The sequence below is a fragment of the Rhodococcus sp. HNM0569 genome, from assembly GCF_012726205.1.
Classification (GTDB): Bacteria; Actinomycetota; Actinomycetes; order Mycobacteriales; family Mycobacteriaceae; genus Rhodococcus_F.
Map to the genome: position 1 here is coordinate 262,321 of NZ_JAASAE010000001.1, position 12,950 is coordinate 275,270.

Here is a 12,950-nt window from a genome sequence, read left to right on the forward strand (position 1 = left end):
GCCGCCCACCGCTGCCCATTCCCCCTCAGGGCACGGTCGGGCGGTCGACGCCGTCAGCAGGGTGCTGCGCCGGTCAGCGCAGTGCCTCACCGGTCAGCAGGGTGCCGCGCCGGTCAGCGCAGGCGGCGCGGTCCGAGGTCGATCATGCTCGGCTCGGGACCGACGCGGACACGGGTGTCGGTGATCGCGGCACCGTCGGCGGACGCCAGCACCGGCTCACAGGCGAGCTCGCGCACCTCGGGGAGGTCGTCGGCGAGCGTCGAGATGCGCTGCACGAGGTCGACGAGTGCCCGCTTGTCGACCGGAATGCCGTTGCGGTAGCCGGACAGCAGCGGCGCCGCTTTCGGTGCGTCGACGAGTTCCGCGGCACCGGCCTCGGTGACCGGCAGCACGCCGTATGCGCGGTCGCCGAGCAGATCCGAGATGACACCCGCGAGACCGAACGACACGAGTGAACCGAACGACGGGTCGTCCTGCACACCGATCACACAGCCGATGCCCTTGGTCGCCATCTTCTGGATCTGCAGCAGCGGATCTCCCGTGGCCTGTGCCAGATCGCGATAGGCGACGCGCACGGCGTCCTCGCTGTACAGGTCGAGGCGGACTCCCGCGAGGTCCGGGCGATGGCGCCACAGCTCCCCTGTCGCCTTGACCGCGACCGGATAGCCGAGGGCGGCTGCCTCCTCGACCGCTTCGTCTTCGGTGGTGGCCGTGCGGAACTCGACGACGTGCACCCCGTAGCACGCGAGCAGTTCGGCGGATTCGACGTCGGTGAGCCATCGACCGGGCGACGCCCCGCACCATCGCTCGACCAGTTGCCGGGCGGCGTCGGCGTCGATGCCGTCGGGCCGGACGACCGGTGACGCCGGCTTGCTGCGCCACTTCGCGTACCGCCACGCACGACCCAGCGCGAGGGCGGCGCGCTCGGGGTTGGGATACGACGGCACCGAGCCGCGCGCCGGATTCCCGTCCGGACCCACCACCGTGAGTGCTTCGGGCACCCCCTCGGCCGCGAGGAAGGTGGACAGCACGGGCTTGGTGGCACCCTCGACGGCCTCCTTGAGTGCCCGCGCGAACGGCTCGACCGGCACCGCGACGGGCGGCACGTACACCGCGATCACCGAGTCGACGTCGTCGGATGCCAGCGCACCACGCACGCTCGCCGCGAACTCGTCGGGTGTGGCCTGCGCGCCGAGGTCGGTGTTGGCGCGCACGGTGAGCCCCTCGCTTCGGGCCGCGTCGGCCGCAAGGACGCTGAGCGCAGTCGAGTTGCCCACCACCGCGAGACGCGGCCCCTTCGGCAACGGCTGGTAGCCGAAAAGCAGTGCCGCGTCGAACAACTGGGAGATCGACCCGACCTGCACGACACCCGACTGCTCGAACAGTGCGCGCACGATCGAGTCGTCGATCTCGACCCCGGTGGCGGCGAGGGCAGGCGGCACCGCATGCCTGCCGCTCTTGACCGCGACGATCGGCTTGGTGCGTGCGACGCGGCGCGCGATCCGCGAGAACTTGCGCGGATTGCCGAAGCTCTCGAGGTACAGCAGGACGACCTCGGTCGCAGGGTCGGTGTCCCAGTACTGCAGCAGGTCGTTGCCGGACACGTCGGCGCGATTGCCCGCCGACACGAAGGTCGAGAGCCCGATGCGGGTACGTGCCGCCTCGTCGAGGATCGCGATGCCCAATGCGCCGGACTGGCAGAAGAATCCGACATTGCCCGCACTCGGCAGCACCGGAGCGAGAGTCGCGTTGAGCGAGACCGCCGGATCGTTGTTCGCGACGCCGAGCGCATTGGGCCCGACCAGCCGCATGCCGTGCTCACGCGCGGCGTGCACGAGCGCCCGTTCGTTGCGCCTGCCCTCCGGGCTCTTCTCGCCGAAGCCCGACGACACCACGACGAGCGCCTTGACACCCTTGGCGAGACAGTCGTCGAGGACCGCGTCGAGCGCGACGGCCGGAACCGCCATGATCGCGAGGTCGACGTCGTCGGGGATGTCGCGCACCGTGGGATACGCGCGGACGCCGAGCACCGACTTGTGTTCGTCGTTGACCGGATACACGACACCCGTGAACCCGCCGCGCAGCAGGTTGACCAGAACGGCATTGCCCACCTTGGCCGGATCCGAGGACGCGCCCACGACCGCCACCGAGCGCGGCTCGAGTACGTTCTGGACGCTGCGCGCCTCGGCGGCGCGCTCACGCGAGTTGCGCACGGACACGAGTGCTTCGGTGGGGTCGATCGCGAACTCGAGCCGCAGCACACCACCCTCGTAGCTACGGCTGACCTGGTAGCCGGCTTCCCGGAACACGCTGACCATGTTGCGGTTCTCGGCGAGCACTTCGGCGACGAACTTGGTGAGACCGTTCTCGGCTGCCGCCGCGGCGAGATGTTCGAGCAGGATCGGTCCCAGACCGCGGCCCTGATGGCCGTCCGCGACGACGAATGCGACCTCTGCCGACTTGCCGTCGCCCTCGTTGCGCAGCCGCTCGTACCGGCCCACCGCGATGATCTCGCCGCCCAGCAGCATGACGAACGCCACGCGGTCGTGGTGGTCGACGGTGGTGAACCGCACGACGTCCTTGTGCGACATCGTGGGATAGGGACCGAAATATCGGAGATAGCGCGTGCGCTCGGACAGCGTGCCGTGGAAGCGGATCAGCCGGTCCGCATCCTCCGGAACGATCGGTCGTAGTGCGACGGCGCCGCCGTCGGTCGCGAGGACGTCCGCCACCCAGTGCTTCGGAAAGGTGTGCGCTTGCTCGAGTCGGCGTCGTTCGTCGGGCGACGCCGACGAATCTGCGTGCACCGCCGCAGTGTTCGAGTCGTCGGTGTTCTTCTCTGCCGAGTCAGTCACGCGGATCCTCCGGGTCGAGGCCGAGGAGTGGGAAGCACGCACGGCGGGTGGCAATGATCGCGGCGTCGATGCGGATCAACGCCCGGTCCTGTGACGATATCCCCGTCACCGGCGTGCCTCCGGGACCGTCCCATGAGAGATACTCCACGTTTCCGCCGTCGCCGAAGGTGGCGGGCAACTCGACGCCCGGCGCGCGCTCGGCGGTGGTGGCGAGCCATTCGGCGGGCAGCGGTGTCGCCGGGTCGAGATCGCGGTCGAGCGCCGTGGCGATCAGGTGCGTCCACGCGCGCGGCACGACGCGCACCAAGCCGTAACCACCACCGCCCACCGCAAGCCACCGGCCCTCGGCGTACCGGTCGGCGAGGTCACGCATCGCCCGGAACGCGGCGCGCTGCCCGTCGACGGTGAGCGACAGGTCGGCGAGCGGATCTTCGCGGTGGTTGTCGACACCGCACTGGCTGACGACGATCTGCGGTGCGAACGCTTCGACCGCCGCAGGCACGATCGCGTGGAAACCGCGCAACCAGATGTCGTCGACCGTTCCGGGCAGCACGGGGAGATTGACCGACGTGCCTTCGGCCGCGCCCTCGCCGACTTCGCTCGCCCACCCGGTGTTCGGCCACAGCGTCGCGGGGTGCTGGTGTACCGACACGGTCAGCACACGCGGATCGTCCCGGAACACGTGCTGCACGCCGTCGCCGTGATGCGCGTCGACGTCGACATACGCGATGCGGTCGAAACCGTGGTCGAGCAGCCACGATATGGCGACGGCGGCGTCGTTGTACACGCAGAAGCCGGACGCCCAGTCGGGCATCGCGTGGTGCATGCCGCCGCCGATCGAGACGGCGCGTCGCGTGCGCCCCTCGGCGATCTCGCGCGCCGCGGCGATCGAACCGCCCGCGAGCATCGCGCTCGCCTCGTGCATCTGCGGGAAGACCGGATTGTCCATGTTGCCGAGCCCGTGCGGTGCGTCGCCCTCGACCGTCCCGGTCGCACCGGAGTGACCCGCGCTCTTGACTGCGTCGATGTAGCCGGCGGTGTGGACGCGCAACAATTCGCCGTCCGGCGCCGCGGCCGGTTCGACCACCTCGACGCCGTCGAGCACGCCCGACTGCCGTGCGAGATCCATGGTGAGCGCCAGGCGCATCGGGTTCATGGGGTGCTCGTCCGTCCACCGGTACCCGAGGTAGTCCGGGCTCCACACGACGGTGCGGTCGAGTGTGGCGGGCGCGGTGTCCGCGTCGGGGCGGCCCCCGGTATCGGCGCGTCGATTCCGTGCCGGTCGAGGAGAGACGGTCATGATGTGCACGCTACTGTGCGGCCGCTCACGATGCGACCACACGACGGGCCTGCTCACGCGGTCGCCGGCCGCGGGACGAGCGGGCCCGGCCGTACCGGATCCAGGACCACGGCAGGCCCACGACGAGCCGGGCCCGATCACGGCCGCGAAATGTAGAATCGTTCCAGACGAAGGGGTGTGAGAGTGAAGGATCTGGTCGATACCACGGAGATGTACCTCCGGACCATCTACGACTTGGAGGAGGAGGGCGTCGTCCCGCTCCGTGCACGCATCGCGGAACGGCTCGAGCAGAGCGGTCCGACCGTGAGCCAGACCGTCGCACGCATGGAACGTGACGGTCTGCTGCAGGTGGCGGGCGACCGCCACCTCGAACTGACCGAGAAGGGTCGCGAACTCGCGATCTCGGTCATGCGCAAGCACCGGCTCGCCGAGCGGCTGCTGGTCGACGTCATCGGGCTCAAGTGGGAGGACGTGCACGCCGAGGCGTGCCGCTGGGAACACGTCATGAGCGAGGAAGTCGAGCGCAGGCTGGTCGAGGTCCTCGACAACCCGACCACGTCGCCCTACGGCAACCCGATCCCCGGTCTCGATCAGCTGGGTATCGAACGCAGCACAGCGAACGGCGAGACCCTGTTGCGCCTCACCGAGCTGCCGCAGGGCAAGGAGTCCGCGGTCGTGGTGCGTCGCCTCGCCGAGTACGTGCAGTCCGATCCCGACGTGATCGGCCGGCTGCGGGAAGCGGGCGTGGTGCCGGACGCGCGCATCACGGTCGAGCCGCGCGACGGGTCGGTGCTCATCTCGGCATCCGGGCACGACGGCGTGGAACTGGCGGACGAGATGGCGCACGCGGTCCAGGTCAAGCAGGTCTGACGGATGAAACTGCTTGTCACCGGCGGCGCCGGCTATGTCGGCAGCGTGTGCGCCACCGTCCTGCTCGAGCGCGGCCACGAGGTGGTGGTGATCGACGACCTGTCCACCGGCAATGCCGACGCGGTCCCGGCCGGCGCGGAGTTCGTCGAGGGCGACGTGCGCGTGCGCGCGCCCGAGGCGCTCGCCGACGGCGGCTTCGACGGCGTGCTGCACTTCGCCGCGCGTTCGCTCGTGGGCGAATCCGTGCTCGAACCCGAGAAGTACTGGCACGGAAATGTCGTCACGTCGCTGGCGCTGCTCGACGCGATGCGCGCCACCGGAACGCCGCGGCTCGTGTTCTCGTCCACCGCCGCCACCTACGGCGAACCCGAGCACTCCCCCATCACCGAGTCGGATCCGACGCGTCCGACCAATCCGTACGGGGCGACCAAGCTCGCCATCGACCACGCGATCACGTCGTACGCGAACGCCTACGATCTCGCGGCCACGAGCCTGCGGTACTTCAACGTGGCAGGCGCGTACCGGTCCGCGGGCGAGAACCGTGTCGTGGAGACACATCTCATCCCGCTCGTGCTGCAGGTGGCGGCGGGCCACCGCGACCGGATCTCGGTGTTCGGTACCGATTGGCCCACCCCGGACGGCACCGCGGTGCGCGACTACATCCACGTGCTCGATCTCGCGGAAGCGCACCTGCTGGCCCTCGACGCCGCCGCGCCCGGCCGTCACGACATCTACAACCTGGGCAGCGGTGCGGGCTTCTCGGTGCGCGAAGTCATCGAATCGTGCAGGCGCGTCACGGGCTTGCCGATCGCCGTCGAGGACGCGCCGCGCCGTGCGGGCGATCCCGCCGTGCTGGTCGCGTCGAGCGAGCGCGCGATCGCCGAACTCGGCTGGAAGCCCACGCACACCGATCTCGACGAGATCGTTGCCGACGCGTGGACTTTCCTCCAGTCTCTCGGCGACCGCGCGCACTCTGCACCGAAGGTGTGACCACGCGAGGGCTCGCGAGCCCTCGCGTGTCGCTGCCCGCTCGGAAGTGTCATGTCGCTGCCCGCTCCGGGTGTCATGTCGCTGCCCGCGCCCTCGGTGGCGGTAGCGCGACACCGAGGCGCCGTGCGACGTCGAATCCCACGTCGGCGAGCCCGGCCACGGCATCGGGCCGCAACGCGTGCCGCAACGATGCGTCGAGCAAACCTGCCAGTCGGTGACCCGGGTCCGCGTCGAGCGCCGCCGAGAACGCGACTCCCGCGAGCGGGCCGTCGCCCCGCACGTACGCCGAGAACCCCGCCAGCGCCGCCACATCCGCCCGCTCCGCTGCGGGCGCGAGCCGCGTGGCCTCGAGCCAGTAGCGCTCGGCATGCGACGCGAGAGTCCCCACCGCGAGCGCGACCACGGCATCACGCACCCGTCGATCACGAAGCGCGACAACGGTAGTCGCGCAATCCTCGGCGGACGGAGAGCCCGACTCGGCCGCGATACGTTCGACCAGCGCGCGCAGTGCCGCGGCGGGATCGACAGCGGTGTGGGTGCGCGCCGCGATGTGCAGCCGGACCTGTTCGACGACGGACACGTCCGCCGGTGCGACGAGCGCTTCGAGTTCGTCGCGCGATCCGTGGATCGCGTACCCGCCGACCACGCGGGCGACCGCCACGCGCGAGCCTGCCGGGTCGGGTTGGCTGCCGCGGCGGGCCGGGTCGAAGACGCTGTGCCACGGGCTGCCCGCATGCACGCCGGGCGTGACGAATGCGTCGCACACGTCGATCGCCTCCGGATCGAGCATCGTCTCGAAGGCCGCGACCATCGCTTCCGCCGTCAGCTGCAGCGGCCCCGGGTCGGAGACCGGGGTGTCGCCCGGGAATCGAGCGCATCCGGCCCGGTCGTCGACCACGACCACGACGACACCGCGCGCATCGTGGTCCGCCGCGACCTCCGCGAAGCGGGCCAGGGTGTGCACGGTGGCGCGGGAGAGCCGGCCCGGAGCGGCCGGGTCGACGTCCAGGTCGTATCGCATGACGATGCCGAGTCCGGAACCGGGGCCGAGCGTCAGGACGACGAATGAGCGCTCGGGCCGGAAGCCGAGCAGCGCCGGGAGCGAGGAGATCAGCTCGCCCGGGTCGGACAACCGGATCGCGGGCAGTGCGGGATCGCCGGACGGAGCCGGCTCGAGTGGGAATGTCATGCAGCCCACCCTCGGCATGCGCACCGACCGCACAGGGTCGCGACCGCGGACCCGGAACCCGGCTGTGGATGACGCGCAGCCTGTGGACGAGGGCGCCGCGGCTCAGCCCGATCGGGCCGCGTCGACGGCGTGCGCGAATACCTCGTCGAGGGCACCGGTGTCGGGCGCACCCGCACCGAACGACATCAAGGTGACGGACACGCGCACGTCGTCGCACTGCGCGACCCGCGTGACCATCGACTGATCGAGCCTGCGTTCGCTGCCACCGGACACCACGCTGCGGGTGTAGCCCAGCGCGTCGTCCGCGTCGCTCTCCGGGTCGGGGTCGTCGGGATCGAGCGTGGTGGTGACCTCCGCGGTCGCGCCGAGCGCGTCGACCGACATCTTCGCGCACCGGCTCAGGTACCGGCGGTGCTGCGCGAGCGGGGTGTCGACACGGGCCACTTCGACCGACAACGTCGCGCGGGTCGCACCGTTGGTGCCGACTGCCATGACGGTGCCCGACGGGTCGTATGCCTGCGGCGCGGGTGTGCAGTCCGGCGGGTCGACGACCCCGCCTTTCGTGACGCCCGCCAGGTCCGACGCCGCCATCGCGACGGCGTGCTCGGGCAGCACGACCGCGGGGTAGCCGGGGGGAAACGCCTCGGCCGCCAGCAGCCTCGGCGACAGATCGCCGCCGCCGGTGGACACGACCGTCTGCTGCGCCGCGGTAGGTGTGCCGTCGACCTGCCCACCGCACGCCACGGCAGTGCTCCCGGCGAGCACCGCCGCCGCTCCCAGCAGCACCGCCCGCACACGTGTGCCCACTCGAGCTCCTCTCCACGACTGCGCAGCGCCCACCCTGCCACACGCGATGGGCACCGGTCGCCGAACCGAACGGGAGTTTCCGGGCACGATCGACCGCGGCCACCACCGGTGCGACAACGGGGAATCCACAGGCGCCGCCGCGCGTTGCACGCGAAAGGTGCGCAGTGCGCCCGTCCGGTGACGGGGACCACGCGTGGGGGTGCATCACGCGATGGTGGACACTGGTACGTGCAGGTGTGTCGGCGAAAGGGTCGTTCGATGGAAGAGCAGTCGAGGATGTACGAGCTGGAGTTCCCCGCTCCCCAACTGGCGTCGGACGACGGCCGCGGCCCGGTCCTCGTACACGGGCTCGAAGGCTTCAGCGACGCGGGACATGCCGTTCGGCTCGCGACGGAACACCTGCGCGACGCGCTCGAGACGGAGCTCGTGGCGTCGTTCGCGGTCGACGAACTGATCGACTACCGCTCGCGGCGGCCGACGATGACCTTCCGCACCGATCACTTCTCCGACTACGAGGCGCCGGAGCTCAACCTGTACGCAGTGCGCGACGCCGAGGGCACGCCCTTCCTGCTGCTCGCGGGCATGGAGCCCGACCTGCGCTGGGAACGGTTCACCACCGCGCTGCGACTGCTCGCCGATCAGCTCGGTGTGCGTCAGGTGGTGGGTATCAACGCGATTCCGATGGCGAGCCCGCACACTCGGCCGATCAGCGTGACGGCGCACTCGAACAACAAGGAGTTGATCGAGGGCTACCACAAGTGGTCGGGAGAACTGCAGGTGCCGGGCAGCGCGTCGTCGCTGCTCGAGCTGCGCATGTCGCAGCACGGCTACGAGTCGGTCGGCTTCTCGGTGCACGTGCCGCACTACCTCGCGCAAACCGATTACCCGAGTGCCGCCGAAACTCTCCTCGAGAACGTCGGCGACGTCACCGGCCTGGCCTTCCCGCTCGCCGCGCTCGGCGAGGCGGCGGCGCGTGTGCGCGAACAGATCGACGAGCACATCGCGGGCAGTGACGAGGTGCAGTCGGTCGTCCACGCACTCGAGCGTCAGTACGACGCATTCGTCACGGCGCAGGAACGCCGATCGAATCTGCTCGCGAACGAAGAAGAACTGCCGAGCGGCGACGAATTGGGCGCCGAGTTCGAGCGCTTCCTCGCCGAGCAGGGTGGTTTCGGCGACGAGAGCGGCCGCGACGACGGAAAGGGCCCGTTCGGCTAGGTCGACCCCGGCCCTCCGGTTGTCCGTCCGCACCAGGTGCCATAACCTCGCGCGTACGCAGGACACATCGGCACCCTCCGGTTACCGGGTGGTGCAGGAGGCATCATGAGCAACACCCGCGCCCGATCACTGCGGCCGGTCCCGGATCATCGGCCGCACCTCGAGTACCGCACGATCCACGGTTACCGGCGTGCGTACCGCATCGCCGGCGAGGGGCCCGCGATCCTGCTGCTGCACGGCATCGGCGACAACTCGTCGACGTGGGCGGAGATCATCCCGCATCTCGCACGCACGCACACCGTCCTCGCCCCCGACCTGCTCGGCCACGGGCAATCGGACAAGCCGCGCGCCGACTACTCGGTGGCCGCGTACGCGAACGGGATGCGGGATCTGCTCACGACGCTCGACATCGCGAAGGTGACGGTCGTCGGGCATTCGCTCGGCGGCGGCGTCGCGATGCAGTTCGCCTACCAGTTTCCGCACATGGTCGATCGGCTCGTCCTCGTGTCGTCGGGCGGCGTCACGCGCGACGTGCATCCGCTGCTGCGGCTCGCGTCGATCCCCGTGCTCAGCGAGGCGGCACGCGCCCTCCGGCTGCCCGGTGCGATGACCGTCGTACACGCTCTCGGCACGGTCGCCTCCGCGCTGCACCGTTCGCCGTTGCGGCCGGGCCGTCATCTGCACGACGCCGACGATCTCGTCCGGGTGTTGCGAGCGCTACCCGATCCCACCGCGTACGAGGCGTACCTGCGCACACTGCGCGCGGTGGTCGACTGGCGCGGCCAGGTCGTCACGATGCTCGACCGGTGTTATCTCACCGAGGATCTGCCCGTACAACTCGTGTGGGGCCACGACGATTCGGTCATCCCCGTGTCGCACGCCGAGCTCGCGCATTCGGCGATGCCGCACTCGCGGCTCGACGTGTTCGACGGAGCCGGGCACTTCCCCTTCCACGACGACCCGCTGCGGTTCCTGAACGTGCTCGAGGATTTCGTCGCGACCACGAGTCCGCTCGAATTCGACGACGGACGATGGCGCGACAAACTCTGCTCGGGTGTCAGCGAGCACGACATCACGGGGAACGCCGAGACACGCACGGCGGTACTCGACGCGATCGGGTCGGACGAGCGCAGCGCCACGTGAGCGGCGACAGTCAACCCGACTAGCCTGGACGCGTGCTCCTCGCCGATCTCGTACCCCCACGCTCCCCCGCCCGCTCGAACTCAGGCGACGGGGTGGACGCCGATGCCGTGTTCGACGCGTTCACCACGTGGACCGGCGATCGCGGCCTCGAGCTGTACCCGGCGCAGGAGGAGGCGACGATGGAGCTCGCCGCCGGCTCGAACGTGATCCTCGCGACGCCCACCGGTTCGGGAAAGTCGATGGTCGCCGTCGCCGCGCACTTCCGCGCGCTCGCCGCGGGTACCCGGTCGTTCTACACGGCACCGATCAAGGCGCTCGTGAGCGAGAAGTTCTTCGCCCTGTGCGAGGTCTTCGGTGCCGAGAACGTCGGCATGATGACCGGCGACGCGTCGGTCAACTCCGGTGCGCCGATCGTGTGCGCGACCGCCGAGATCGTCGCCAATCTTGCGCTGCGCGAAGGCCCGGACTCCGACATCGGACAGGTCGTGATGGACGAGTTCCACTACTACGCCGAGCCGGATCGCGGGTGGGCGTGGCAGGTCCCCCTCGTCGAACTGCCGCACACCCAGTTCCTGTTGATGTCCGCGACGCTCGGCGACGTCAGCTTCTTCGCACGCGATCTCACCCGACGTACCGGCCGCGAGACCGCCGTCGTCGAGGGCACCGAGCGTCCGGTGCCGCTCACCTACTCGTACGCCACCACGCCGGTCGGCGAGACGATCGAAGAACTCGTCACCACCCATCAGGCGCCGGTGTATGTCGTGCACTTCACACAGGCCGCGGCCCTCGAACGAGCGCAAGCACTCACGAGCGTCAATGTCGCCTCACGCGCCGAGAAGGACGCGATCGCCGACGCGATCGGCGGTTTCCGATTCACCACCGGATTCGGCAAGACCCTCTCGCGGCTCGTGCGGCACGGCATCGGCGTGCACCACGCAGGCATGCTCCCGAAGTACCGGCGTCTGGTCGAACGACTCGCGCAGGACGGACTGCTCAAGGTCATCTGCGGCACCGACACGCTCGGAGTCGGCATCAACGTGCCGATCCGCACCGTGCTGCTCACCGGACTCACCAAGTACGACGGCATCCGCACGCGGCACCTGCGTGCTCGGGAGTTCCACCAGATCGCGGGTCGCGCGGGCCGCGCGGGTTTCGACACGATGGGCACCGTCGTGGTGCAGGCCCCTGAGCACGAGATCGAGAACATCAAGGCACTCGCGAAAGCGGGCGACGATCCCAAGAAGCGCCGAAAGGTCCAGCGCAAGAAGGCACCCGAGGGCTTCGTGTCGTGGGGCGAGGCGACCTTCGAACGGCTCGTCGCCGCGCCACCCGAGCCACTCACGTCGCGTTTCTCGGTGAGCAATTCGATGCTGCTCAACGTGATCGCCCGGCGCGGAAACTGTTTCGACGCGATGCGCCACCTGCTCGAGGACAACCACGAGACCCGCCCCGCGCAGCGCAGGCACATCCTCAAAGCGGTGTCGCTGTACCGCGGCCTGCTCGACGCCGGCGTCGTCGAGCGACTCGACGTGCCCGACGCCGACGGCCGGTGGGCACGACTCACGATGGACCTGCAGCGTGACTTCGCCCTCAATCAGCCGCTGTCCCCGTTCGCCCTCGCCGCCTTCGAATTGCTCGATCCCGAATCGCACACGTACGCACTCGATGTCGTCTCGATCATCGAGTCGACCCTCGACGACCCTCGCCAGATCCTCATGGCCCAGCAGCACGCCGCGCGTGGCGAAGCCGTCGCCGAGATGAAGGCCGACGGCATCGAGTACGACGAGCGCATGGAACTGCTCGAGGAGATCACCTGGCCCAAGCCGCTCGCCGAGCTGCTGTTGCCCGCATTCGAGACGTACCGTGGTGCGCACCCGTGGATCTCTGAGTTCGCGCTGTCACCCAAGTCGGTCGTGCGGGACATGGTCGAGCGCGCGATGACCTTCGCCGAGCTCGTCAGCCACTACGGGCTCGCGCGGTCGGAAGGCCTCGTACTGCGCTATCTCGCGGACGCCTACCGCGCACTTCGGCAGACCGTGCCCACCGAGGCACGCACCGAAGAGGTCGACGACCTCACCGAATGGCTCGGCGAACTCGTGCGGCAGGTCGATTCGAGCCTGCTCGACGAGTGGGAGCAGCTCACCGACCCCGCCGCCGAGCCCGACGACCAGCAGGCTGCGTTCGGCGGCGACGTGCCGCGTCCGATCTCCGCGAACACCCGTGCGTTCAAGGTGATGGTGCGCAACGCGATGTTCCGCCGGGTCGAGCTCGCGTCACGCAAACGCTGGGACGAGCTCGCGACGCTCGGTGACGGCCTCGACGCCGACGACTGGGCGCACCTGCTCGAGCTGTACTTCGACGAGTACGACGAGATCCGCACGGGGCCGGACGCGCGCGGACCACTGCTCTTCCAAGTCACCGTGGAACCGGGCGTCTGGCGCGTGCGACAGGTGCTCGACGACCCGGCAGGTGACCACGGGTGGGCGCTGCTCGGCGAGGTCGATCTCGCCGAGTCCGACGCCGCCGGCGAAGTCGTGTTCGAAGAATTCGAGGTCGCCGAAGGCTAGGGAGTTCGAGG

9 protein-coding genes are annotated in these 12,950 nt (G+C 69.8%); 5 read left to right on the top strand and 4 right to left on the bottom strand.

The window, feature by feature from the left end; all coding sequences use genetic code 11:
* Window positions 1-113: 113 nt before the first annotated feature.
* Entirely contained in the window at window positions 114-2,807 is a 2,694-nt protein-coding gene (locus tag HCA44_RS01215; RefSeq protein ID WP_169646897.1) for a bifunctional GNAT family N-acetyltransferase/acetate--CoA ligase family protein, read from the bottom strand.
* Window positions 2,808-2,847: 40 nt separating this feature from the next.
* Complete coding sequence (locus HCA44_RS01220; protein ID WP_169646699.1) at window positions 2,848-4,155, bottom strand: acetoin utilization protein AcuC; 1,308 nt, start codon at window positions 4,153-4,155, stop codon at window positions 2,848-2,850.
* Between the two features lie 183 nt (window positions 4,156-4,338).
* Here HCA44_RS01220 and HCA44_RS01225 point away from each other — a divergent pair, with 183 nt between their 5' ends.
* Window positions 4,339-5,025, top strand: coding sequence for a metal-dependent transcriptional regulator (locus HCA44_RS01225; RefSeq protein WP_169646700.1), 687 nt, complete (start codon window positions 4,339-4,341; stop codon window positions 5,023-5,025).
* 3 nt (window positions 5,026-5,028) lie between these two features.
* Window positions 5,029-6,015 carry a UDP-glucose 4-epimerase GalE gene (gene galE / locus HCA44_RS01230; protein WP_169646701.1) on the top strand — a complete coding sequence of 329 codons (987 nt, stop codon included), beginning with the start codon at window positions 5,029-5,031 and terminating at the stop codon, window positions 6,013-6,015.
* A gap of 73 nt (window positions 6,016-6,088) precedes the next feature.
* On the opposite strand, the gene HCA44_RS01235 is transcribed toward galE, so the two are convergent.
* Together HCA44_RS01235 and HCA44_RS01240 are read right to left on the bottom strand one after the other, a co-directional pair.
* Window positions 6,089-7,204 carry a DUF4192 domain-containing protein gene (locus HCA44_RS01235; RefSeq protein WP_169646702.1) on the bottom strand — a complete coding sequence of 372 codons (1,116 nt, stop codon included), beginning with the start codon at window positions 7,202-7,204 and terminating at the stop codon, window positions 6,089-6,091.
* 102 nt (window positions 7,205-7,306) lie between these two features.
* Window positions 7,307-8,011, bottom strand: coding sequence for a sensor domain-containing protein (locus tag HCA44_RS01240; protein ID WP_169646703.1), 705 nt, complete (start codon window positions 8,009-8,011; stop codon window positions 7,307-7,309).
* 258 nt (window positions 8,012-8,269) lie between these two features.
* On the opposite strand from HCA44_RS01240, the gene HCA44_RS01245 reads away from it, so the two are divergent.
* From HCA44_RS01245 to HCA44_RS01255, 3 genes are all read left to right on the top strand, one after another.
* A complete protein-coding gene (locus HCA44_RS01245; RefSeq protein ID WP_169646704.1) occupies window positions 8,270-9,229 on the top strand; it encodes a PAC2 family protein in 960 nt (319 codons plus the stop codon).
* Window positions 9,230-9,334: 105 nt separating this feature from the next.
* Window positions 9,335-10,372, top strand: coding sequence for an alpha/beta hydrolase (locus tag HCA44_RS01250; RefSeq protein WP_169646705.1), 1,038 nt, complete (start codon window positions 9,335-9,337; stop codon window positions 10,370-10,372).
* 92 nt (window positions 10,373-10,464) lie between these two features.
* Entirely contained in the window at window positions 10,465-12,939 is a 2,475-nt protein-coding gene (locus tag HCA44_RS01255) for a DUF3516 domain-containing protein (RefSeq protein ID WP_346764535.1), read from the top strand.
* Window positions 12,940-12,950 lie beyond the last annotated feature (11 nt).

Excerpts from the sequence above, each read along its gene's own strand:
- HCA44_RS01220 (WP_169646699.1), bottom strand. The coding sequence starts at position 4,155 with ATGACCGTCTCTCCTCGACCGGCACGGAATCGACGCGCCGATACCGGG.
- galE (WP_169646701.1), top strand. The coding sequence starts at position 5,029 with ATGAAACTGCTTGTCACCGGCGGCGCCGGCTATGTCGGCAGCGTGTGC.
- HCA44_RS01235 (WP_169646702.1), bottom strand. The coding sequence starts at position 7,204 with ATGACATTCCCACTCGAGCCGGCTCCGTCCGGCGATCCCGCACTGCCC.
- HCA44_RS01245 (WP_169646704.1), top strand. The coding sequence starts at position 8,270 with ATGGAAGAGCAGTCGAGGATGTACGAGCTGGAGTTCCCCGCTCCCCAA.
- HCA44_RS01250 (WP_169646705.1), top strand. The coding sequence starts at position 9,335 with ATGAGCAACACCCGCGCCCGATCACTGCGGCCGGTCCCGGATCATCGG.